19 protein-coding genes and 1 tRNA gene are annotated in these 23582 nt (G+C 47.4%); 4 read left to right on the top strand and 16 right to left on the bottom strand.

What is annotated here, in order from left to right:
• Positions 1-24: 24 nt before the first annotated feature.
• From aroK to QEZ41_RS00460, 6 genes are read right to left on the bottom strand one after another with little or no spacing between them, the layout of a single operon-like run.
• Positions 25-543 carry a shikimate kinase AroK gene (aroK, locus tag QEZ41_RS00485; RefSeq protein WP_289409344.1) on the bottom strand — a complete coding sequence of 173 codons (519 nt, stop codon included), beginning with the start codon at positions 541-543 and terminating at the stop codon, positions 25-27.
• Positions 543-2669, bottom strand: a complete 2127-nt coding sequence (locus tag QEZ41_RS00480) for a type IV pilus secretin PilQ (RefSeq protein ID WP_289409342.1) — start codon at positions 2667-2669, stop codon at positions 543-545. Before QEZ41_RS00480 ends, aroK begins: the two co-directional genes overlap by 1 nt.
• 49 nt (positions 2670-2718) lie before the next feature.
• The gene (locus QEZ41_RS00475) at positions 2719-3243 is read right to left on the bottom strand and encodes a pilus assembly protein PilP (protein WP_289409341.1); all 525 of its coding nucleotides are present in this window, start codon (positions 3241-3243) and stop codon (positions 2719-2721) included.
• The gene (locus tag QEZ41_RS00470; RefSeq protein ID WP_289409340.1) at positions 3243-3866 is read right to left on the bottom strand and encodes a type IV pilus inner membrane component PilO; all 624 of its coding nucleotides are present in this window, start codon (positions 3864-3866) and stop codon (positions 3243-3245) included. Before QEZ41_RS00470 ends, QEZ41_RS00475 begins: the two co-directional genes overlap by 1 nt.
• Positions 3863-4438 carry a PilN domain-containing protein gene (locus QEZ41_RS00465; RefSeq protein WP_289409339.1) on the bottom strand — a complete coding sequence of 192 codons (576 nt, stop codon included), beginning with the start codon at positions 4436-4438 and terminating at the stop codon, positions 3863-3865. The genes QEZ41_RS00470 and QEZ41_RS00465 overlap by 4 nt, the downstream gene beginning before the upstream one ends.
• Positions 4438-5499, bottom strand: coding sequence for a pilus assembly protein PilM (locus QEZ41_RS00460; protein ID WP_289409338.1), 1062 nt, complete (start codon positions 5497-5499; stop codon positions 4438-4440). Before QEZ41_RS00460 ends, QEZ41_RS00465 begins: the two co-directional genes overlap by 1 nt.
• 182 nt (positions 5500-5681) lie before the next feature.
• Between QEZ41_RS00460 and QEZ41_RS00455 the strand changes: the two genes are divergently transcribed.
• Positions 5682-8093, top strand: coding sequence for a penicillin-binding protein 1A (locus QEZ41_RS00455; protein ID WP_434556771.1), 2412 nt, complete (start codon positions 5682-5684; stop codon positions 8091-8093).
• Positions 8094-8171: 78 nt separating this feature from the next.
• Here QEZ41_RS00455 and QEZ41_RS00450 read toward each other — a convergent pair whose 3' ends face one another.
• Both QEZ41_RS00450 and rpmE read right to left on the bottom strand, forming a co-directional pair.
• A complete protein-coding gene (locus QEZ41_RS00450) occupies positions 8172-9437 on the bottom strand; it encodes a malic enzyme-like NAD(P)-binding protein (RefSeq protein ID WP_289409336.1) in 1266 nt (421 codons plus the stop codon).
• A gap of 231 nt (positions 9438-9668) precedes the next feature.
• A complete protein-coding gene (gene rpmE / locus QEZ41_RS00445) occupies positions 9669-9881 on the bottom strand; it encodes a 50S ribosomal protein L31 (RefSeq protein WP_289409335.1) in 213 nt (70 codons plus the stop codon).
• 255 nt (positions 9882-10136) lie between these two features.
• On the opposite strand from rpmE, the gene hemB reads away from it, so the two are divergent.
• Complete coding sequence (hemB, locus tag QEZ41_RS00440; RefSeq protein WP_289409333.1) at positions 10137-11150, top strand: porphobilinogen synthase; 1014 nt, start codon at positions 10137-10139, stop codon at positions 11148-11150.
• A gap of 15 nt (positions 11151-11165) precedes the next feature.
• Positions 11166-13319, top strand: a complete 2154-nt coding sequence (ppk1, locus tag QEZ41_RS00435) for a polyphosphate kinase 1 (RefSeq protein ID WP_289409331.1) — start codon at positions 11166-11168, stop codon at positions 13317-13319.
• Positions 13320-13363: 44 nt separating this feature from the next.
• On the opposite strand, the gene scpC is transcribed toward ppk1, so the two are convergent.
• The 3 genes from scpC to QEZ41_RS00420 form a co-directional block, all read right to left on the bottom strand.
• Entirely contained in the window at positions 13364-14875 is a 1512-nt protein-coding gene (scpC, locus tag QEZ41_RS00430; protein WP_289409330.1) for a succinyl-CoA:acetate CoA-transferase ScpC, read from the bottom strand.
• Between the two features lie 248 nt (positions 14876-15123).
• Entirely contained in the window at positions 15124-16314 is a 1191-nt protein-coding gene (locus QEZ41_RS00425; RefSeq protein ID WP_289409328.1) for an NnrS family protein, read from the bottom strand.
• Between the two features lie 148 nt (positions 16315-16462).
• Positions 16463-17071, bottom strand: coding sequence for a c-type cytochrome (locus QEZ41_RS00420; protein ID WP_289409327.1), 609 nt, complete (start codon positions 17069-17071; stop codon positions 16463-16465).
• Positions 17072-17298: 227 nt separating this feature from the next.
• On the opposite strand from QEZ41_RS00420, the gene yihA reads away from it, so the two are divergent.
• Positions 17299-17946 carry a ribosome biogenesis GTP-binding protein YihA/YsxC gene (gene yihA / locus QEZ41_RS00415; RefSeq protein WP_289409326.1) on the top strand — a complete coding sequence of 216 codons (648 nt, stop codon included), beginning with the start codon at positions 17299-17301 and terminating at the stop codon, positions 17944-17946.
• An 11-nt stretch (positions 17947-17957) separates the two neighbouring features.
• Here yihA and QEZ41_RS00410 read toward each other — a convergent pair whose 3' ends face one another.
• The 5 genes from QEZ41_RS00410 to QEZ41_RS00390 form a co-directional block, all read right to left on the bottom strand.
• Positions 17958-20276 (bottom strand): sensor domain-containing protein, encoded by a 2319-nt coding sequence (locus tag QEZ41_RS00410; protein ID WP_289409325.1) that lies wholly within the window; start codon positions 20274-20276, stop codon positions 17958-17960.
• 218 nt (positions 20277-20494) lie between these two features.
• Positions 20495-20570: transfer RNA gene (locus QEZ41_RS00405), tRNA-Thr, on the bottom strand.
• Between the two features lie 374 nt (positions 20571-20944).
• Entirely contained in the window at positions 20945-22162 is a 1218-nt protein-coding gene (locus QEZ41_RS00400) for a methyltransferase (protein ID WP_289409323.1), read from the bottom strand.
• Between the two features lie 17 nt (positions 22163-22179).
• Complete coding sequence (locus QEZ41_RS00395; protein WP_289409322.1) at positions 22180-22872, bottom strand: ABC transporter permease; 693 nt, start codon at positions 22870-22872, stop codon at positions 22180-22182.
• Positions 22869-23564, bottom strand: a complete 696-nt coding sequence (locus tag QEZ41_RS00390) for an ABC transporter permease (protein WP_289409321.1) — start codon at positions 23562-23564, stop codon at positions 22869-22871. Before QEZ41_RS00390 ends, QEZ41_RS00395 begins: the two co-directional genes overlap by 4 nt.
• Positions 23565-23582 lie beyond the last annotated feature (18 nt).

The raw sequence follows: 23582 nt of genomic DNA, 5'->3' as shown, positions 1-23582 counted from the left end.
GGGATTATAAGCAAAACCGCAAGATCATACTAATGCTGTCAACTGATCAATAATTTCTTGCACCACTAATCGCGGCGCTCGCGTATCAGTTTCGATAATGATATCAGCAATCTCCCTGTATAAGGGTTCTCTGATTTTTAGCAGGTTTTCTAACACTTTGCGTGGGTTTTCAGTTTGCAGCAAGGGTCTATTTTTGTCTCTTGCGGTACGTTCAAGCTGATGCTCTACCGAGGTATGCAGATAAATTACCGTGCTGTTGCTAGACATTCTTTTTCGATTGGCTGGCTTTAGAATTGCTCCGCCGCCAGTAGCCAATATAAGTCCACGCTCTTGCAACAGGTCGTCAATAACCTGCTCTTCCCTGATCCGGAAACCTTCCTCGCCCTCAAGATCGAAAATGAGCGGAATGCTTGCGCCTGTCCGCTCTTCAATTTCTCGATCCGAGTCCTTGAAACTCAGCTGTAACTCTCTAGCAAGTAGACGCCCGATGGTGCTTTTACCAGCTCCCATCGGGCCAACTAGAGTTAGATTTTTATATCGCATTAATAATTCAGACTAACTGCTTGATTGTTCATAATGCGCGGCGTAATAAAAATTAGCAGCTCGCTTTTATTATCCTGAACAAAGTCACGCTTGAATAGACGACCAACAAAAGGCACGTCACCTAAGAAGGGGACTTTCTCTACAGTTTTGATCTGCGCGTTAGAGAATACACCGCCAATAACAATGGTCTCACCGTCCGACACCAGTACTTTTGCATTCACTTCGTTTTTCTTAAGTGATGGCACACCATCAATTGCATTAGCAAAATCAGGCTCGTCCTTGGTGACCTTCACATCCATAATAATACGATTATCAGGTGTGATTTGCGGCGTCACTTCAAGGGAGAGTACCGCCTCTTTAAACGAGGTGCTGGTTGCACCACTTGAACTGGCTTCCTGATAAGGAATCTCTGAACCCTTCATGATTTTGGCGGTTTCTTTATCTGAGGTAACTACCTTAGGCTGGGAAACAACTTCACCATGACCGGATTTCTCCATAGCAGACAACTGCAAGTCTAAGATGGCGTTATTGGTAATAAAACCAAGCCCTATGCCTGAGGTTGAACCATTTGCTGCTAAATCAACAAAGGGGCTGTTTAGTGGTACTTCAGGAATACCTGGAAAGCGCCCTACCTGTCTAGATGCAATATAATCGTCATCACCAAACTGACCTCTTGCATTCGGGTCATCAGCCACACCCAGGTTGCCATTTTTGCCCCAAGCGTTCCACTTGCTGCCGTTGGCGGCCCACAGGTTTCCACCCCAACGAACACCTAAGCTTTTGTCATAACCAACATCCGCTTCAACTATACGCGCCTCGATCATAACCTGACGCATTGGAATATCAAGCTGTACAACAATGCGGCGCAGCTCATCCAAGCGCTCTTGGGTTTGGTAAGCAATAATACTGTTGGTGCGCTCATCGACTGTGATGGAGCCTCGCTCAGTTCCCTGTCCACTAGTCACCTGCTGGAAGAGTGCTGCCATTTGGGATGCTTTCGCGTAATTAACCTGAATAAGTTCACGGCGTAACGGCGCTAGCTCGGCAATTTGCTGTTGTGACTCTAACTCTTGGCGCTCACGCTCTGCAATTTCTGCAGCGGGCGCAACCAGCAATACGTTACCGACTTTACGCTTATCCAAACCCTTGGTTTTCAATACTAGGTCAAGCGCCTGATCCCAAGGAACGTTTTGCAAACGTAAAGTAATATTGCCTTGCACTGTATCACTGGCTACTAAGTTCAAATCAGTGAAATCAGCTATTAACTGCAGCACGGAACGCACATCGATGTCTTGGAAGTTAAGCGACAGTTTCTCGCCTGTATACGCAAAACGGTCGGCATTACGTCGTTCCTGCTCTGCTTTTGTAATCGGCTTAACGCTAATAGTTAGTTTGTTATCTGTCTGGTACGCCAAATAGTCATACGTACCGGATGGCTCAATGACAATGGATGCTCCACCAGACTTTTCAGTCGCATTAACATAGTTTACTGGGGTAGCGAAATCCTTTACATCCAAGCGTAAACGCAACTCTTCAGGTAGCTGCGTACGTGCGAAGAACAGGTTAATTTTACCACCCTGCTCTTGAATATCAGGGTTTGCTGCGGTATCTGCCAGCTCTATGACAACATTACCTTCGCCCTGTTCGCCACGTTGAAAGTCGATACCTTTGATACCCTTCACCGCAGCAGTTTGCTTCTGCTGTTTAACGATTTGCTTAGGCGCATTAGTTGCAGCAGTGTTGGTTAACCCTTCACCCACAACAACATATAAATTATTACCGTCGATACGGGTGTCGTAACTCGTGAGTTGGGTTAAATTAATGATTAAACGCGTACGACCCTGCGCCTCAACCACGGTCAGGCTTCGCGCGTTACCGGAGCCTAACTCACGACTTTTGCTTTTTAGTTTGCTACTAACACCTGGCAAATCCAATGCAATTCTAGCCGGCTGCTCAATGGTATAACCTCTTGGCATATCAATAGGCTCATCAAAGGTGAGCTTTAGCTCTACCTTATCACCAGGCAACGCTGATACGTCGAGCGTATTTAAATCGGCTGCCAGTATGCTTGGCGAAGCAAATGCCAACAGCCACGCGCAAGCAATATGAGAAATTTTTCTTTTCATTGTCCAATTCCGTTGAGTGTTCCGGTTAGTTTTCATAATCTGTTCCACTTCAAGAGCGCTCCTGCAACATCAATGTTCTAGGCCGTTCCAGCCAGCCACCTTCGCCATCTGGCACAATCTCCACCACCTCGACTGCATCGGCATTAATATCAACAATACGGCCATGGTTACGCCCAAGGTAATCACCAGCGCGCACACGATGCACACCATCACCGCCGCGTATTAACGCATACAAGCCATCTTTATTGGCTAAGGTCCCCACCATTACAAAGGTCTCTATATTAAAGCCTTCCAAAAACTGCTTGACCCTGGTTTCATCAGGTTTTAAATCGGTACGGCCACGCTCTCGCTGCGCCTGCTCTAGTTTAACCGGGGGTTGAAATGGACTACGCAAACTTGCTGCTGCATAGGTAAAAGGCTCATACACCACTTCTTCGGGCATAGGTTCAATTCTACCTCTTGGCTGAGCACGAACCTCATCCATAAATGCTTGCAAATCAGCGTGCTCACCTGAGTCACAACCAAGCAAAGCTGATGCTAACGTCGCTATTAAAAGGTAACGCGCGTACTTCATTACTTAGCCCCCTGCTGATCTTTATATCTATAGGTTTTCACCAGAATACTCATTACCAATCGTGAGCTGCTCCCTGCTTTAGCTGGCTCAATACTGAAGTCATGCAAGGTGACAATACGCGGCATACTGGCTACCGCACTCACAAAGGTTGCCAGCTCATGGTAGCCACCATAAACCTTAACCTGAATCGGTAACTCAATATAAAACTGCTGCTCCACTTCAGGTTGAAGTTTAATTTCCTCAAACTCCAATCCCGAGTTCAAACCCGCACTAGTGATGTCCTCCAGCAATCCCGGCACCTCGGTATCACTGGGCAACTGCTTCAGTAATGCATCAAAAGAAGCTTCCATGAGCACCATTTGTTCTTTGTAGGCACTGAGGTTGGCTGCTTGCCTCACCTTGCTGGTGAACTGTTCTTTTAACGTAACTTCTTCACGCTGGTGACGCTCAAGATCTTCTTGCAAATCAGTTAGGTAGAAAAAATAACCTAATGCAAGCACCGCAATAAATATAATAATACAGGCTAATGCGCGGACAGCTGCAGGCCATGAGCCAATATTATTAACATCAAGCTCATTAAAATCGACCTGTTTTAGGCTTTTCAAGGAATCCATAAAGCTCATTTTCTCGCTCCTTGCTTGCTTTCATCCGCCGGCTTAGTTTGCTGCACAGTCATCTTAAAGCGACTTGTTTGGTCAGTATTATCTGCGGAAACCGCTTTCACCTCAGTTAAATTAGGTGCTGTCAGCCACTCAGAAGCATCCTGATTTCGCATTAAATTAGAAACCAAGCTGTTACTTTCCGCCTCGCCTTCAATGGCAACAGTTTTGCCTGTGAGCTTGAGAGAGGTAAAATAGACGCCATCAGGGATGGTGCGTACAATCTGGTCGAAAATTCGCGACACAATCGGACGATTACCCTGCAAATCCTGAATGATCTTCATTCGCTCGATCAGCTGTTGGCGACGTGTTTTTAGTTCACTGATTTCCTTGATCCGTGCATCTAGTGCGGTATTTTCGGCGCGAATAAAGTTGTTACGTGCCTGCTGATTCTCAATCGCTGAATTAAAGTACTGGCTAGCCAAAAATATAACACCCACAGCAAGTAGCAAAACAACCACTAAAAGCACGAAAAAGCGTTGTTTGCGTTCTTCACGTAACTTTTCACGCCAAGGCAATAAGTTAATCTGTGTCATTAGTCAAAACTCCTCATTGCTAAGCCACAGGCAATCATCAAGGCAGGTGCGTCACTTGCTAATGCACCCGCATTAACCTTATTACTTAACGACATATCAGCAAAAGGGTTAGCCACCAAGGTGGGCGTCCCTAGTTTTTGCTGAACTAGCCGATCAAGGTTTGGAATTGAGGATGTACCTCCTGCTAACAGGATGTAGTCAACTTCCGAGTACTGGCCTGCGGCAAAGAAAAACTGCAGCGAGCGTGAGATCTGTTGTACGACACCCTCCTTGAAAGGTTCTAGCACTTCCAGCTCATAGTCATCAGGCAAACCGCCTTGCTTTTTAGCTAAACCCGCTTCTTCGACGGACAATCCATATCTACGCTGTATCTCATCAGTCAACTGTTTACCGCCAAAGACCTGCTCACGCGTATATATAGTGGTGCCGTTACGCATAATGCTTAGCGTCGTCATGGTTGCACCAATATCTACTACAGCAACTGTCAGGTTTTCACGTCCACCGGCTAACTGGTTAGATACAAGCTGGAAAGAGCGTTCCAGCGCATAAGCCTCAACCTCAACCACTTTTGCGGTTAGGCCGGCTAACGCTAAAGCTGCTTCACGCACTTCAACGTTTTCTTTCCGGCAAGCAGCAAGCAAAACATTATCCCGTCCTGCAACCCCTGAAGGACCTAGCACCTCAAAATCAATTGCTACTTCTTCTATTGGGTAGGGGATATACTGGTCAGCTTCGATTTTAAGCTGCGTTTCCAACTCATCATCAGATAAGCCAGACTCCATCTGAATTTGCTTGGTGATCACGGCGGAACCAGACACTGCTACCGCAGCTTGTTTAAGCGTAGTTCTAGATTTGGCAATGAGCCTTGTAATTACCTGACCTACGACCTCAAGTTCGGCAATATTTTTCTCAACAACAGCATTGGGTGGAAGCGGCTCAACAGCGTAGGCCTCTACTTTATAGCGACCACCTGAGCGACTTAGTTCGATGAGTTTTACCGAGGTCGAGCTTATATCGATCCCCAGTAGCATATTCGATTTCTTTTTGAAGAGCCCTAGCACAACCGAATTCCTATCAGCATCCGTCACTTACAGACGTTTTATGGTTTTTCACATTAAATAACACTCTTGCTTGAATCGCAAATAGCTTCTAAGCAAAAAAAACGCTTATAATGTGGCCTATTGAATCTATCATTTCCATTTATTTTTCTAACTCCTTAATTTGTCTTGGGAATCCCACCATCTTGATGCTTTTTCTAAAATCAGTTATTGCATTAATCATTGCCACGATTTGCGGAGCAGTACTCAGTTTAACTGGCGCCTATTTATATCTCAGCCCCAATTTACCTTCTGTTGACTCACTGCGTACTGTAGAGCTACAAATACCCTTACGCGTATACAGCTCTGAATCCATGCTCATCGAAGAGTTCGGTGAGATGCGTCGCACTCCCATTCCCTTTGCAGATGTGCCGCAAGAATTTATTCATGCACTGCTTTCTGCTGAAGATGACAACTTTGCCAATCATTATGGCGTTGATCCCGGTAGTTTGATGCGCGCTGCTGCTCAAATCTTAAAATCCGGTCGTATTCAAACGGGTGGCAGCACCATCACCATGCAAGTGGCAAAGAATTTTTTCCTCACCAGCGAGCGCAGTTTTTCACGCAAAGCCAATGAAATCCTATTAGCGCTGCAGATAGAGCGTGAACTAAGTAAGGAAGAAATACTAGAGCTTTATGTCAATAAAATATACCTAGGCAATCGCGCTTATGGCATTGAAGCCGCGGCAAATGTTTATTATGGCAAATCCATTCACGAGTTAAGTTTGGCCCAAATGGCCATGATCGCTGGACTGCCCAAGGCACCATCACGTTACAACCCTATTGCCAACCCAGCGCGCAGCATGGAGCGACGCGACTGGATCCTTGGGCGTATGCTCAAACTAGGGCGTATCACTCAAGAGCAGTATGAGCAAGCCATTAACGAGCCGCTGAACGCGAAACTGCATATCCGCGCCCCTGACGCTTACGCACCCTATATAGCCGAGATGGCGCGACTAGAAATGGTAAGCCTGTATGGCAGCAATGCTTACACTGACGGCTTGAATGTAATTACAACCATGTCTGCTGAGCTACAAAATCATGCTCAAAATGCCGTATTTAATGGCTTAACGGATTATGACCGTCGTCATGGATATCGCGGCGCTGAAAAGCATGTAGCCAACCCCGAGCAATGGCTCTCAACGTTAGCCAACACAAGACGGTATAACCAGTTTCTTCCGGCAATCGTTAAGCAAGTTGATACGGATAGCATCGCCGTCTTACTGGCCAATGGCGTAGAACAAGCCATACCATGGACAAGCATGCGCTGGGCGGCTCCGTTCTTAAGCAACAACAGCCGCGGTGCAACACCTAAAAAACCTGCTGATGTAGTTAAGGTAGGCGATCTCATACGCGTGATCTTAACTGATGATGGCAGCTATGCTTTTTCGCAGGTTCCTAAAATACAAGCCTCTTTAATTAGTTTAAATCCACACAGCGGTTCTATTCAGGCTTTGGTGGGCGGCGTGGCCTTCGAGCAAAGCCATTACAACCGAGCGACCCAAGCACAACGCCAACCCGGCTCCAGCTTTAAACCCTTCATTTATAGCGCAGCGCTGGATGCCGGCTATACTACTGCCACACTTGTCAATGATGCACCTATTGAAATATTTGAGCCGGGCATGAAAGAGGTATGGCGACCCAAAAATGACAACGATACTTTCCTAGGTCCGATCAGGGTACGTGAGGCCTTATATCGTTCACGCAATATTGTTTCCATTCGCATACTGCAAGATATTGGTATTCCCTATGCACGCCAATACATCAGTCGCTTCGGCCTCAGCGAGTCTAGCTTACCGCCCAACCTTTCCTTATCATTAGGCTCAGCAAGCTTGGTACCTATGGATTTAACTGCAGCTTGGGCTACCTTCGCCAATGGCGGCTATAAAATCAAACCTTACTTGATCGACAAAGTGTATGATCGTAACGGACAAAATATTTTCCAAGCAGCCCCTAGCGTTACTCCAAGGCAGGCTAAACTTCTGCAGCAAGAACTAGCCGCTAACGCCCAAGAGGATTCAGTCGCCGAAGTGCCGCCAATTAACCTAGCTGAACCCATTTTGGATCCACGTACGGCATACTTAATTACGGACGTGCTAAAAGATGTCATTAAAAGAGGGACCGGCCGACGCGCACTGGCATTAAACCGGACTGATTTAGCTGGCAAAACCGGTACTACAAACGACTCTTTTGATAGCTGGTTTATTGGCTATAACTATGATCTGCTTACTTCTGTGTGGTCCGGTTTTGATCAGCCTGCCAGTCTTGGTCGCCATGAGTATGGCAGCAGTATTTCCTTGCCTATCTGGATTGATTACACCCGCCAAGCGCTGGCAGATAAACCCATGAGCAACCAGCCTGAACCAACCGGATTAAGTTTGCTGCGTATCGACCCTCATAGCGGACGGGTTGCACCACCTGGTACACCTGAGAGCTTCTTTGAATTATTTAAAGAGGAAGATACGCCGCCCAGCATGGAAGAGTTTGACACGAACTTCACCACACCAGGTACTATTCAACCGAGCTTTAAACAGGACAGCTATATTGACTTGTTTTGATCCTCTAATACACCCATGAATGCTGCACCAAAAAAAACCCGCTTGTTAATGAGCGGGTTTTTTATTACTTAAGCCTGCTTATTTAAATACATCAGCAACTGACTGCAGCGGGTAGTTGCGCGGATAGGGCAAACTCGCTACGCCACTTTCTATCGCAGCTTTGGCAGCTGCATCAGGGACGATAGTAATCAAACGGGGGTCCAATGGCTTAGGAATAATATATTCACGGCCAAACTCCAGCGTATCTAAGCCATATGCCGCACAAACCTCGGGGGAGACCGGCGCTTTGGCTAAGTCACGCAAAGCATGCACTACCGCTATTTTCATTTCCTCATTGATGCGTGAAGCACGAACATCTAGTGCGCCACGGAAAATAAATGGGAAACAAAGGACATTATTAACCTGGTTAGGATAATCAGAACGACCGGTTGCCATAATTACGTCTGAACGGGTGGCATGCGCAAGCTCTGGGCTAATTTCCGGATCCGGATTAGAGCAAGCAAACACTACGGGCCTTTCAGCCATACGCTTAAGATTGTCGGCGCTGAGCAAATTAGAACCGGCCAACCCAACAAAAACATCCGCCCCTTCCATTGCTTGCTCCAGCGTATGTTTATCAGTGTCGTGAGCAAATGCGGCTTTGTACTGGTTTAGATCATCACGACCTGAATGAATCACGCCTTTACGGTCGAGCATAAAAATGTTTTCAACCTTGGCACCTAAACTGATCAGTAATCTCATACAGGAAATCGCCGCGGCACCAGAGCCAAGGCAAACAATTTTAGCTGTGGCTAGTTCTTTGCCAGCAATCTCCAGGGCATTCAGCATTCCAGCCGCAGTAACAATAGCTGTACCATGCTGATCATCATGGAATACTGGAATATCACACTGCTCAATTAGGGCGCGCTCGATTTCAAAACACTCAGGCGCTTTAATGTCTTCCAGGTTAATACCGCCAAAGGTAATTGAAATACGTCTGACCGTATCAATAAACGCTTGTGGGCTTTCTGCATCGACTTCAATATCAAACACGTCCACACCAGCAAAGCGCTTAAACAACACACCTTTACCTTCCATCACCGGTTTTGATGCCAACGGCCCTAAATTGCCCAGTCCAAGAATAGCTGTACCGTCGGTAATGACGCCGACCAGATTACCCTTGCTGGTATATTTATAGGCGAGGTTTGGTTCGCGTGCAATTTCACGCACCGGTTCTGCCACTCCAGGACTATAGGCAAGCGCCAAATCACGCGCTGTCTCTGTGGGCTTGGTTAGCTCAACACTTATTTTACCCGGACGGGGTAAAGCATGATATTCAAGTGCTGCTGTTTTCAAATCAGACATGATATTTTTCCGCTGGATAGTTGCTTTATTTATAAACTGACGAGCATACGCAAGAGTATAGCCTACAACAAGATAGGGTGACTTTATGAGCGCTGGGTCCACAGGACGAAAACAACCGCAGCCTAGCAACTCAAAGTCTATGAAACTTTACTAACTGCTCAAATCTTTCAGTGATTATAAAGTAAAAAAGCGCCCAAGAAGGCGCTTTTTTACTGTGCAAGCAAAATAAGCTTACTTAGTACCGAAAGTACCAAAGCGCTGCTTGAAGCGATCGATACGACCACCCACATCAAGTACTTTCTGCTTACCGGTATAAAATGGGTGACACTCGGAGCATACATCAATGCTGATGTCTTTGCCGATAGTTGAACGTGTCGCAATCACATTACCACAACTGCAGGTTGCGCTAATATCTGTGTAATTTGGGTGAATACCAGCTTTCATGATGAATCCTCAGGAATATACAACGTACCGCCATCCAACCCCATTGTTGAATACCGCACGCAAATAGGAGGGCGATCATACCAGAGCATAAACCACATGCAAACAGCCTTTTCTTGTTTATCCGTGTTTTTCAGTGTGTTTTTTGCATATTCTAGATAATTAGCTCAGGCCTAAATTTAAGCTTACAATAGAACCACGTTCATCAGCTTGCAGCATCTGCTGCACTTCAAGCTAACAGATAAAGAGGAAGCCACAGTGACTACCAATACTGCCTATCGACTTTTCCCCAGTACGCGTTTGCGTCGTAACCGTCGTGACGATTTTTCTCGCCGTTTAGTACGTGAAAATCGCCTAAGTGTGGATGACCTCATCTATCCAGTTTTTGTTCTCGATGGCAGCAATCAACGCGAAGCTGTCCCATCTATGCCCGGCGTTGAGCGCCTGTCAATCGACCTGCTGCTACAAGAAGCAGAACATTGGGTTGCCTTAGGCATTCCTGCTTTGGCGCTTTTTCCGGTTACACCCGTGGAATGCAAATCCCTAGATGCAGCAGAGGCATGGAACCCAAACGGTATCGCTCAGCGTGCGATTCGTGCACTGCGCGAAAAATTTCCTGAGCTAGGCATTATCAGTGATGTAGCGCTAGACCCCTTCACCACCCATGGTCAAGACGGTATTTTGGATGACAGCGGTTATGTGCAAAACGAAGAAACCGTCGATGCGCTCGTACGCCAGGCGCTTTCACACGCTGCAGCTGGCGCGCAAGTAGTTGCACCATCGGACATGATGGATGGCCGTATCCTCGCCATCCGCGAAGCGCTTGAAGACGCAGGTCATATCAATGTGCGCATCATGGCCTATTCAGCCAAGTATGCCAGCAGCTACTACGGCCCTTTCCGTGATGCCGTAGGTTCAGCTGCCAACCTTGGTAAGGGTAATAAGTTTACCTACCAGATGGATCCTGCTAATGGGCACGAAGCCTTGCACGAAGTCGCTATGGATCTAACCGAAGGTGCTGACATGGTGATGGTCAAGCCTGGCATGCCTTACTTGGATATCGTTTGGCGCACCAAAGAAGAGTTCAAGGCACCGACCTTTGCTTACCAGGTGAGCGGTGAGTACGCCATGCATATGGCGGCCATTCAAAACGGCTGGCTCAGCGAAGAGGTTATTATGGAATCATTATTGGTCTTTAAGCGCGCCGGTGCTGACGGCATCCTCACCTACTTTGCTGTGCACGCAGCTAAGCAGCTACAGCAGAACAACTAAATAACCGGGGATTTTATGAGCGATAAGCCAGCAGTTACTGCAACTGTATCAACATCAGAGCCTATCGCTCATGCCCCAAATTTAGACGATAGCAGCCTATATATTCACCGCGAACTTTCACAGCTGCAGTTTAATATTCGCGTTCTGGATCAGGCGCTTGACGAATCAACGCCATTACTTGAACGGCTAAAGTTTTTATTAATTTTCTCAAGCAATCTAGATGAGTTCTTCGAAATTCGTGTTGCTGGACTCAAACGACAAATAACCTACAACCGTTTGCGTATTGATGCAGACGGGATACAGCCGCAACAAGCCTTAGCTGACATTGCAGACATAGTGCATCAGCAAGTTACTCGTCAATATCAAATACTTAACGAGGTCTTGCTTCCCAAGCTGGCGCTCGAAAATATTCGTTTTATTCGTCGCCGTTTCTGGACCGAACCCATACAGCGCTGGGCCAATGAATATTTTCATGCTGAAGTAGCGCCTATTATTACCCCCATTGGTTTGGATCCAGCCCACCCTTTCCCATTACTGGTCAATAAAAGCTTAAACTTTATTGTCGAGCTTGAAGGTGTCGATGCGTTTGGTCGCAACTCAGGTTTGGCTATCCTGCCTGCACCGCGCAGCTTACCCCGTCTTATTCGCGTGCCAGAAGAAATTGGCGGCCCTGGGGTTAACTACGTCTTTCTTTCATCCATGCTGCATGCCCATGCCAATGATTTATTCCATGGTATGAAAGTTAAAGGCTGCTACCAATTTCGTCTGACGCGCAACGCTGATCTGAGCTTTTCTGCAGAGGACGTTACCGATCTAGCCCATGCCTTACGCGGTGAGTTAAGTACGCGCCAGTTTGGTGATGCTGTACGACTAGAAGTGGCAGATAATTGCCCTGAACATCTAGTTGATTATCTATTAACCCAATTCAACCTCAGTGAGACAGAACTCTATCAGGTAAATGGACCAGTCAACCTGACCCGTTTATTTGCTATCACCAATCTAACTTCACACCCGCATTTACAGTTTGCGCCCTTTGTCCCCTCGATTCCCAAAGCGCTGCAGAAAAATACTGATATTTTCGCCGTCGTCAGCAAACAAGATATTTTGCTTTACCATCCCTACGAGGCATTCACCTGCGTCATTGATTTTTTAAGTCAGGCGGCAAAAGATCCTAACGTATTGGCAATAAAGCAAACCCTGTATCGCGCAGGTGCAAACTCAGAAATAGCCGATGCCTTGGTAGAGGCAGCACGCAACGGCAAGGAAGTGACGGTAGTAATTGAACTGCGCGCACGCTTTGATGAGGAGTATAACCTTGCACTGGCCAGCCGCTTACAAGAAGCCGGCGCTATCGTTATTTACGGCATGATAGGTTTTAAAACCCACGCCAAACTCGCGCTAATATTACGCCGCGAAGAAGACAGCCTAGTGCGCTACGCACACTTAGGTACCGGCAATTACCATGCGGCTAACGCTTTGCTGTATACCGATTACAGTTTGCTCACCAGTAATAAAGCCCTGTGCGAGGATGTATCCATACTTTTTGGTCAGCTCATTGGCATGGGAAAAAGTGTGCAGATGCAAAAACTCATCCACGCACCTTTTACGCTACGCAAATCACTCATGGATTTTATTGCTAGAGAAGAGTCCAACGCGCTGGCCGGAAAGCCCGCGCATATTATCATTAAAATCAATGCGCTAACCGATGCAAAAATCATTAAAGCTTTATACAAAGCCAGTCAAGTAGGCGTAAAAATTGATTTAATAGTGCGCGGCATGTGTTGTTTGCGTCCTGGTATTGCCGGCGTCTCACAAACCATACAGGTGCGCTCTATTATTGGGCAGCAACTTGAGCACAGTCGCGTTTATTATTTCTTAAACCACGATGCAGACGAAGAAATTTATCTAGCCAGTGCTGATTTAATGGAGCGCAATTTGGATAAGCGTATCGAGGCCTGTTTCCAGCTAGAAAACAAAAAGCTGGTTAAACGCGTTAAAAAAGAGCTCAAGCTCTATCTTGAGGATAATACCCACGCTTGGCTATTACAGGCAGATGGCCGTTATATCCAACAACAGCCTGCTGCACTAGAGCCTGTTCAGCACGCACAACAAACCCTGCTTGAACAGCTTAGCTTATTTGTCGCTGACGTCAGTAATCCAACACAATAAAAAAAGGGCTCCGAAGAGCCCTTTTTTGTATGGCAAAGCCTAGATTAATCTAGTTTCATGGTGCCCTTCTCGGCTAGGTTAATGTGCCAAGAGAACGCCTTGTCCAACAGGTGTGGTGTGTGTCCACCACGCTTGGCTTTGGCTTCTTCGAAGTACTCACGCGCCTGCTGCTTAAAGCTTGGGTGCATACAGTTTTCGATGATGGCCTCAGCCGCCTGGCGTGGAGCCAGACCACGCAAGTCAGCGTAGCCCTGCTCGGTGATGATCACATCAACGTCATGGTTGGTGTGGTCAACGTGGGTCACAAACGGCACGATGGCGGAAATGGCGCCGCCTTTGGCAGTTGACTGGGTAACGAACATGGTAATGCGGGCGTTACGGGCAAAATCACCGGAACCGCCGATACCGTTCATCATGTGAGTACCACTGACGTGGGTGGAGTTGACGTTACCGTAGATGTCCACTTCCAGCGCAGTGTTGAAAGAAATCACACCCAGACGACGAATCAGCTCGGGGTGGTTGGAAATTTCTTGCGGGCGGAAAACAACCTTGTCTGCATACTTCTCCAAGTCTTCTGCCAGGCTGTCTACACGCTTCTTAGACAGGGACAGCGCCGTACCGGCAGCGAACTTCACTACACCGGCATCAATCAGATCGAATACGCCATCCTGCAACACTTCGGAAGCAACGATGATGTCTTTGAAACCAGAGTCCTTCATGCCATTCAGCACTGCGTTAGCCACGGAGCCGACTCCGGATTGCAGCGGAGCCAGGTTGTTTGGCAGGCGACCCTTACGTACTTCTTCATGCAGGAAGTGCAGCAGGTTGTCAGCAATTTGCTGGGTTTCTTCGTTTGGCTCAAACAGCGGAGACGGGATATCCGGCTGGCTGGAAATCACGATACCGCGGACTTTGGCTGGATCAACCTTAATGCCCTTGCTGCCAATGCGCTGGCTGATTTCACACAATGGAATATCGCAACGAGCGTTTTCACCGGCAGGGCCAGGAACATAGATATCGTGCATGCCTTCGTAGGCAGCCGGAGCAGACACGTTGACTTCGATAATGACGTGCTTGGCAGTTTCGACATAAATCGGGGAGTTGCCCACTGAACCGGTCGGAATGATTTCGCCGTCTTCGGTAATCGCCGCGGCTTCGATAATGGCGTAATCAATGCCGGGCAGTACGCCCTGACGCACATATTCAGCGTTATGGGACAAGTGCTGGTCAATGTAGAACGCTTCACCTTCGTTGATCTGCTTACGCAAGATGGGGTTAGCATTGTAGGGGAAGCGCAGATTGATAATACCTGCCTCAGCCATGGAGCCGTCAGCTGCTGGACCCATGGAAGCACCGGTAAACAGGTTGACCTTGAACTTTTCTTTTTTGCCGCGCTCGGCCAACGCCATCGGGAACTCTTTTGGCTCACCAAACAGGGTGAAACCACTCATACCCAGCGTCATCCCGTCATCAATCCATGATGCTGCTTCCTCGGCTGAAACAACCTTATCTAGGAAAGCTGCATTACGAATGAACTTACTTAAATCCTGCGTCATGAAAATAACCTCTAGATTTCAATGATGTTTGTTTTATTTGCTCGCTACACTGTGCTTTAGATATGCAATGGGTAGTGTATTAAACCCCATGTATTTGTGCAGCCAGTATTTTGTTATATAAAAACGCTTTATTTCACTCAGTCAACTCTGGCGAGAATGTTATCCAAGCCTTTTAGTATGACTTCCATTCTAGAACTCTTAATATTTTTGGCAGCTATACAATAGTCGACTTACTGTTAACAGTTTACCTAGCCCGGCGCGCCATCAACACGAGCTTTCCACAGCATTGGGCCATAGCAGTACAAATAAATGGCGAAGCTTACCGACCAACACAGCACCGCAATGCCCAAACCAGCTTGATAGTTCAGCTCAACCAAAAATACTCGGCTAACAGCTGCTAGGTTAAACAGCGCAAAGCCCCACGTCATGGCCTTAGGAGGCGTAAGCATCCTGCCAGTATGCCCTAGGGTTACTCGAGCAATCATGGCTAGGATAAGGCCAGCCATCGCGCCAACAGTCAGCGCGTGCACCGCCAAACTCACATTGGCTAGCCAGCCGAAATTCCACAAAGCCATGCAGAAAAACGCAATGACAAACCATAGAGTCGCCACATGCAGCGACCAGAGCAAGGACACCCGCCATATGCCTTGATCATACCAGCGTGCCAAGCGTATTAAATTCCCTACAGCTAAGAGTAAAAACAACGCCCCGATCGCAGCTTGACGTTGTAGTGCCCAGCCGCCCGCATAGCACAGCACTATTAATAAGGTGCCATACAAAAGCGCGTGCTCTAGCCATGGCCATGCTTGTACGCCATGCGGGCGCAATAAACCACGCTGAGTAAAGAAAGGTATAACACGCCCACCAATGATGCACATAATAGCACCTACGGCCCACACACCTCCCAACACCGCCTGCCGCTGTAACGCCTCATCGGCATTTACCACACCGAACAAAACCACAGCATTCAGTGCGGACAACACCAACAAAACCAACACCAAGGGGTAATTTCGCACTTGGCGTACCGGCCAAACACTGCGCGCCATTTGCAAAGCAACCAAAGGAAAAAACAAACCATTTAGTATCAAAAAAACCGGCTCCGGCACATTCACAAACCACGCTAGCCGCGCCGCAACCCAGATTAAAGTAAGTCCTAGCAGTAGATTACCAGACAACCCCGGGACTCCTGTCCACGTCTGCACCGCAGTGAGTAAAAATCCGGCTATTATTGCCCCAACAAAACCGAATAACAGCTCATGCCTATGCCATGCCAACCAATTTCCTGTGGGCTGCCAATCCACAAAATAGCCATTAAGCGCCAGCAACCACAACGGCACAGCTACCGCGGCCAATAAAGCACCCAGAAAGAAAAAAGGCCTAAAACCCAAGCGCAAAAATGGAGTAATTTTTAATGCTTTTGAGCGATCGAGTAACTGCATTGTTAATCCCACCCTAGTTAATTCCCAGCAATATAGTCAACTATACAGTTATTTTACTAGGTCCGGAATACGAAACTTGTTCAAAGTCATGTTTCTGGCGCAAAAAAAACGCCACCTAACTTAGGTGGCGTTTTAATTCTAGGTTAGATTAACGCAAACCTTGGATGTAGCTTGCTAATGCCTTGATGTCTTTGTTACTAAGCTTTTCAGCTACACCACGCATAACCATGGCATCACCATCATTAGTGCGGTCGCCTTCACGGAAGTCAGTTAATTGCTTAGCTGTATAGCCAGCCTGCTGCGCACTTAACTTAGGATAAAAAGCCAAATCCATGCCCTCGCCCGTAGGGGTATGACAACCCGTACACGCGGGTACACCGTCATTTATTTTTCCACCACGATAAAGCTCTTCACCGCGCGCAGCTAACTCGGGGTCAGCTTCACCCAGAGTTGATACTTGGCTTGAGTACCAAGCTGCAATATCAGCCATGTCCTCATCAGACATCGCATTAAGCATGCCCGTCATCTCTACAACAGGACGCGCACCTGATTTAATATCCTGCATTTGCTTAAGCAAATAGCGTTGCCCCTGACCTGCTAGTTTTGGGTAAGTCGGCATCAAAGTGCTATTGCCATCTTGGCCGTGGCAGGCAGTACAAAGGAGAATTTTATCCTTACCCGCTTCTGCGTTCCCAGCGGCCTGTGCAAGGCCTGTGATACCCAAGGTCAACAGCAGACTCACTATAATTTTGTTCATCGGCTAAATCCAACTACGGCTAAAAGTAAATTTTTACCGGAGTAATCTAGTTGCCCAAGCAGGCAATCTGATAACCCTCGGCGTGCAAATTATGTAGGCATCATGTCCAACCCACAAATAATAAATTGTAGATTAACACAATCCAATTGATGCACATAATTTTTCACATTATATACTGCACTTAATAAAACTGAAATGATCCCGCCTCTTGCGATTTTGGAACCCCTATGCAAATCAAGAATATTGTCACCGGCCTTTGCCAAAAAGCTCAGTTCCTCATCAGTGCTACCCGACTCGATCAGTGCCCTGCAGACGAGGGTGTTGAAATAGCTTTTGTCGGGCGCTCTAACTCGGGCAAATCAAGTGCGATCAATTGCCTCACGAAGACAGGTCTTGCGCGCACGTCCAAAACACCTGGCCGCACTCAACTCTTAAACTTCTTTAGCCTTGATGAGCATCGACGCTTGGTTGACCTGCCCGGTTATGGCTACGCAAAAGTACCCATGCCGCTTAAGCAGCACTGGCAAAAGCATTTAAACTCGTATTTAAGTAACAGGAAAAGCCTAGTGGGTGTAGTGCTGTTGATGGATATTCGCCATCCATTTACACCCTTTGACCAGATGATGTTGGATTGGGCGCAAACCAACAAAATGCCTGTGCATATTTTGCTGACCAAAGCAGACAAGCTCACCTATGGCGCCGGCCGCACTGTGTTACTGAAGACACAAAAAGAACTCAACGAGAACTGGGCTGACACTGCCAGCATCCAGCTTTTTTCTGCAACCAAAAGGCTGGGCTTAGATGAAGCCTATCAACAGCTGGCACTATGGCTAGAGATTTCTGCTGAGGTACAAGGCACTGAGCAAGCCGACTAAGACACTTGCGCTTAATCAGTGTTCGCTTGTTGTTCTTTAATTCGAGCCAGTAAGAGTTTTGCTGGCTCTGGCTTACCGTAATAATACCCCTGATGTAAAGTGCAACCTATTGAGTAGAGGTACTCCTGCTGCTCCTTGGTTTCTACACCCTCAGCCACAACCAACAGTTCAAGGTGCTTAGCTACGGCCATCATGGTTTCCACCAGCAGCGCATCACTTGAATCCTGCGGCAAGTTTTTAACAAAAGAACGATCAATTTTTAATTCATTAATGGGTAAGCGTTTCAAATAAGACAGCGATGAATAACCGGTACCAAAATCGTCAATCGAAAAGCTGATACCCAACTGCTGCAGGTTCAGCATACGTTTATAGGATTTGGTAAAGTCCGTAATCAACAGTCCCTCTGTTAGCTCCAGCGTTAGCCGTTTCGGGTCTGCGCCTGTTTCATCCAATAACCGGCGTAAGCGGTTAACAAAATCCGTATTTCGAAATTCTCGCGGGCTGATATTTACCGCAAACGTCAGCTGTGGATTGTCCTGCATGAGCAATAGCGTCTCTTTTAATACCCATTCACCCAGCGCAATAATCAAACCCGTATCTTCAGCCAGAGGAATAAAAAAGTCTGGGTAAATCAGCCCTTTTTCTGGGTGCTCCCAGCGTACTAGTACTTCCGCGCCATAAATAACACCATCACCATTGGTTTTAGGTTGTAAGTACAGAGAGAGCTGCTGATTATCAAGCGCCTTGCGCAATTCACCTTCAAGCGCAAACCGGCTTTCAGCCTGCGTTTGCATGCTCATTTGGAAGCGCCGCCACGTACCTCGTCCAGCCTCTTTGGCTGCATACAAAGCAATATCCGCCTCTTTAAGCAGCTCAGCAAAGCTTCTATCAAAGGCTGTATTAAATGAAGCGCCCAAGCTGCTACTAAGTATAAACTCCCGCTCTTCCAGCTGTATGGGTTGCGCCAACACATCTTGAAAATGCTGCAACCTTTGTTCAAGCAGTTGCTCTGCCCGCTCAAGATCATCGCTCTGCTGCACCAGCAACAAAACGAACTCATCACCTCCAAAGCGGGCTAACACTTCGTTGTCTTGCAGCAGTCTGTTAAGCCGACTCGCAAGCGCCACTAGCAATTCATCACCCTTGGTATGACCCAGCGCATCGTTGATATTTTTGAAGTGGTCTAAGTCGATCATAGCCACAACCAGTAACGCCTTGCCGGGAGTCAACTGGTTACTGATTTCAGCCAGCTTATCTTGGAAAAGATAACGGTTAGGCAAATTGGTTAAAGGATCATAAAACGCCAAAAATTTTATCCGCTGCTCGTTTTGATAGCGCTCGGTATCATCACGACTCACGCCAATAACACCTAAAAAATCATTATCTGTACTTAGCAAAGGGGCCTTTAACTTATCCAGCAAGTGTTTGGAGCCATCGGCAAAGGTAACCCACTCCTCAGTACGTACCACTTCACGTGTTTCCACTACTTGCCGATCAATCGCTTGATAGTCTTTTGCACGCTGCTCTGGGAAAAAGTCAAAATCCGTTTTACCTACGATAGAGGCGCTGTCATGCTGCACGAAATCAGCAAACTGCGCATTGCCACCTAAATAATGACCACTTTTGGATTTAAAGAAGATGATGTCGGGTATTGAGTCTAACAACCCTTCCAGCATGGTGGTTTTTTCGCGCAGCTTCTGTTCGGTTTTACGGCGTTTGGCTATATTCCAAACCAACAAAGCAATAACTAACAGCTGTATAAGCATCGCTGACCAACGCACAATATTCAAACGCTCTTGGGCGCTGACAAGCTGCTGGTAACGTGATTCCGCCAGGTTTTCTAAGCGAGCTTTATACTCTAAAATGCTGTCTTGCGAGATTTCCCGGCCAGAGACATCTAAAATAAGTGAAAAAAGCAGCGTTTCACCATTAACAGCTTGTAGCGGCCACGAATGCACCTCCACGGTTCGAATATCACCTGTCGCTAATCGATGAGGGAAAATAAAATAATTACGATTTTCTTTTTGCGCACGCTCGCGCTCTAGCTTTACATCTTCTTCATCTAGAGCATTAATCTGCTGGATACGCATTTTTTGCAATTGGTTAATGCTATAACCGTAAAACTCAGCCGCAGCAGGATTAGCTAGGCGAATGCTGCCGCTTTTGGGTTCTATCACCAGCATGGGGGCACCATATTCTTCAAAGAACTTTGCTGGCAGTTGTGCAGCAAGATTTTGTCCGAACGCTTGTGTTACAAACCCAGTTAGCGCCATACCAGCTAAGAGCAAAATTACGCTATGCACAGCTTTGGTAAAACCTTTAAGCACCATTTAGCCTATCCATTAGTTAATTCAATATACATGCCTTATCGACCACTTACTCTAATCCTAAACATGCACCCCATTTTTCCACACGCAGACTGCGCCGTGAAGCTGTTTTCGCCCTAACTATAAATATTCTGGCTAGGGCTGCGCCCGATCACTGCTGTGACTTAACCTACTTTGAAAAACAAAAAAGGCCCACATTTCTGTGAGCCTTTTTCTTTGTATGGTGCCGGCACCACGAATCGAACGCGGGACCTACTGATTACAAGTCAGTTGCTCTACCTGCTGAGCTATACCGGCAATGCGCGCCATTATATAGATTGTACAATTCTTGTAAAGACCAAAGCCCAATTTTTTCTGCAGCCTATACCAAAGCGGCCCAAATCTCGTTATTTTGGTTTTACTTGTAAAAGCTTCTGAAAAACCGATTTATAGGTACATTGGCAGCCCACAATAAAAATACAACCCACACAGTTATCCACAGGCGCACAAACTTAAGTTAGAGCGCACTCCTATTGTCTGAAAACAAGAAACAATCCTAACCGATTGTTTTTACATTACTTTCATCAAAACATCTTACTGCTTTAATTTTATGTAGCTACAGGTCCACACGCATACACATGTATTCCACATAGTTACCCACAGCTAAAAAGTTGTCGAGCTAACGAGAGTATTTAACAGCCCTGAGCGCTACGTTCCGCGATTATTAATCCATTGCGCGGTGTTAACTCAGGTACGCAGAATTGCCCCAGTTTTACGCTGAAACCCTGCTCCTGTAAGTATAAAGCCAGATCCAACAACAGCCATAGCTCTAAGGCACGACGATACAAACACTGCACCAACTCAAGATTGCGTACCTGCGCCAAGCGTTGCCAGCCGCGCTGCTCAGCTTTTGCCCAAGCTACTGCGCTCGGCACGGTTAAGCCTTTTAACTGTGCTACCTGCGCACACCAGTGCGCAAAATTCTGTTGTATCCAGCGACTTGCCACTGAATGTATCGGCAGGTATTCATCCACCCCGCGCCACTGGCGTTGCAGTTCATCAAAGGCTAAACGCCAAGCCATTGCTTGGTCGCGTAGACGCTTATCCCGCGCGCCAGCCGTGACGGTACTTTGCAGTGGTAACGCTAAATCGGTGCGTGTTAACTGTAATCGAGCAGCTTGGCCGATACGGGATAACGGCTGATAGTTCTCGGTGTTGATGCGGTTGTAACAACAGGGTGCAACCGCTATACGCTGCACGTTATGCTGCTGTACTTGGCGCAGCAAATGGGTATGCAGATCTCCACAGGCATGCAAGGCCACCCAGCTATCTGTTTGCGCTAAGGCTGGCTTTGCCGCCGCACTTAATGCATCACAGGGATGCAAGTAGCCCGCAATGTTATGCAGCTCATTTAAACGCTGCGCTTCAGCACACAGGGTTTCATTTTGCTCAACGATACTCAGCTGCGTCGTTGGATAAGCCAAATAACGCCCTAGGTATCCTTTACCAGCACACCAGTCCAGCCAGTGCTGTGGCGGTTGAGAAAAATTAAGACATTGTGCAAAAGCTTCAATTTGCTGCCACTTGCGCCCCGGTATGCCCTGATGCATTTGTTTGGGGATAGTTTTTTCGCTCGTAAGCGGCAATGAGTCCAGCGCTGTTAAGCCAGCTAGCTCGTTGACCCACTGCTGAAAAGGAGCAGGAGCTGCTAGCTGCTCAGGATGCAAATGATCACGCTCAGCCTCTGCCAAACTGCGCCGTCTGAGCCAATGCGCAAGTTCTGGAAAGCCCTTTTCCCACGCCAGTGTACGTTGCATAAAGGGTTGAGCGCGCCACACGTCCTGTCTTGCGTTTAAGATGGCATCGAGTCTGTCAAACTGTTGCGCCAGCGAGAGCGGAGAGGTTGTCATGCGAATCTAACGACCAGCTAACGGCTGCTGTAGAGAGCATCCACTCTTAGCCAGCGTTCCAATAAGCGAAAACCCTGCACCAACAAAAAAGTCATCAACAGATAAAACAGTCCCGCTGCGAAGAAAATTTCTACCGGCAAATAGGTACGAGCGATAATGGTGCGTGCCATGCCGGTTAGCTCCAGCAAGGTAATGGTGCTGGCTAATGAGCTGGCTTTAAGCATTAAAATCACTTCGTTACTGTATGCCGGCAAACCAATACGTATCGCCCGTGGCAGCACAACATGCATCATCGTTTGCCAGCGACTCATGCCCAAGGCACGCGCTGCTTCAACTTCGCCCGCAGGCACTGCATAAATAGCACCACGTATAATTTCAGCTATATAGGCAGCGGTATGCAAAGTCATGGCAATCAAGGCGCACCAGTATGGGTCGCGCAGATAGGGCCACAAAGGTCCTTCGCGGACGGCTTCAAACTGGGCCACGCCGTAATACACTAAAAACAACTGCAACAGCAAGGGCGTACCACGAAAAAAGAAAATATAGCTATAGGGTACAGCACGCACGTACCACAGCTTAGAAGAGCGCGCCATTCCCAGTGGAATGGCAATCAACAAGCCTACTATTACTGCAATACCTACCAATTCTAAAGTTAGCCATGCACCCTCAACCAGTTTGGGTGTCCATTTCCAAATAACATCCCAGTTCACGCTGCGCTCCTGACAAAGCCACGGTTAGCGCGTTTTTCAAACACATGCAACGCCAGCATACTGATTACGGTAAGACCTAAATATATCGCAGCTGCTACCATGAAAAATGTGAATGGCTGTTTAGTTGAAGTCACGGCTACCTGCGTTTGGCGCATCACTTCATTGAGCCCTACCACAGACACCAATGCCGTATCTTTCATCAAAATCATAAACAGGTTGCCTAGCCCGGGTAAGGCGATACGCCACATCTGCGGTAAAACTAGACGCCAAAAAATTCTACGTCGAGACATGCCTAATGCTAGTCCGGCTTCCCGATGCCCGCGTGGAATGGCTAAAACCGCGCCGCGAAACACTTCGGTTGCGTACGCACCAAAACACAGGGCTAGTGCCAATACACCAGCTGCAAAAGGACTCAACTCAAGCTGTGGCTTACCTATAGCCTCCCCGACAGCCTGCACAGCCCCGACGGAGCCATAAAATATCAGCAGCACCCATAATAGTTCAGGTACGCCACGCACCAAGGTTGAGTAGGTATCGCCAAGCAAGCGCAAGATACGAGAACGAGAGGTTTTAGCTAACGCCCCTAGCAAGCCCAAAACCAAGCCGCAAGCTACAGATGCAACGGCCAACTGGATTGTCATTAAGGTTCCAGCCCACAAAGCTGGACCAAAACCATGTAAATCAAAGTTCATGGGTTATTTGTTTCTATG

The sequence above is a fragment of the Thiopseudomonas acetoxidans genome (assembly GCF_030362935.1).
Taxonomy (GTDB): domain Bacteria; phylum Pseudomonadota; class Gammaproteobacteria; order Pseudomonadales; family Pseudomonadaceae; genus Thiopseudomonas; species Thiopseudomonas acetoxidans.
The sequence above is the reverse complement of the archived record's forward strand: the minus strand, read 5'-3'. Positions and strand labels throughout refer to the sequence as shown.

Excerpts from the sequence above, each read along its gene's own strand:
- QEZ41_RS00480 (WP_289409342.1), bottom strand. The coding sequence starts at position 2,669 with ATGAAAAGAAAAATTTCTCATATTGCTTGCGCGTGGCTGTTGGCATTT.
- rpmE (WP_289409335.1), bottom strand. The coding sequence starts at position 9,881 with ATGAAAGCTGGTATTCACCCAAATTACACAGATATTAGCGCAACCTGC.
- ppk1 (WP_289409331.1), top strand. The coding sequence starts at position 11,166 with ATGAGCGATAAGCCAGCAGTTACTGCAACTGTATCAACATCAGAGCCT.
- QEZ41_RS00465 (WP_289409339.1), bottom strand. The coding sequence starts at position 4,438 with ATGACACAGATTAACTTATTGCCTTGGCGTGAAAAGTTACGTGAAGAA.
- yihA (WP_289409326.1), top strand. The coding sequence starts at position 17,299 with ATGCAAATCAAGAATATTGTCACCGGCCTTTGCCAAAAAGCTCAGTTC.
- QEZ41_RS00475 (WP_289409341.1), bottom strand. The coding sequence starts at position 3,243 with ATGAAGTACGCGCGTTACCTTTTAATAGCGACGTTAGCATCAGCTTTG.
- scpC (WP_289409330.1), bottom strand. The coding sequence starts at position 14,875 with ATGACGCAGGATTTAAGTAAGTTCATTCGTAATGCAGCTTTCCTAGAT.
- QEZ41_RS00390 (WP_289409321.1), bottom strand. The coding sequence starts at position 23,564 with ATGAACTTTGATTTACATGGTTTTGGTCCAGCTTTGTGGGCTGGAACC.
- QEZ41_RS00450 (WP_289409336.1), bottom strand. The coding sequence starts at position 9,437 with ATGTCTGATTTGAAAACAGCAGCACTTGAATATCATGCTTTACCCCGT.
- QEZ41_RS00410 (WP_289409325.1), bottom strand. The coding sequence starts at position 20,276 with ATGGTGCTTAAAGGTTTTACCAAAGCTGTGCATAGCGTAATTTTGCTC.
- QEZ41_RS00420 (WP_289409327.1), bottom strand. The coding sequence starts at position 17,071 with ATGAACAAAATTATAGTGAGTCTGCTGTTGACCTTGGGTATCACAGGC.
- QEZ41_RS00400 (WP_289409323.1), bottom strand. The coding sequence starts at position 22,162 with ATGACAACCTCTCCGCTCTCGCTGGCGCAACAGTTTGACAGACTCGAT.
- aroK (WP_289409344.1), bottom strand. The coding sequence starts at position 543 with ATGCGATATAAAAATCTAACTCTAGTTGGCCCGATGGGAGCTGGTAAA.
- QEZ41_RS00425 (WP_289409328.1), bottom strand. The coding sequence starts at position 16,314 with ATGCAGTTACTCGATCGCTCAAAAGCATTAAAAATTACTCCATTTTTG.
- QEZ41_RS00470 (WP_289409340.1), bottom strand. The coding sequence starts at position 3,866 with ATGAGCTTTATGGATTCCTTGAAAAGCCTAAAACAGGTCGATTTTAAT.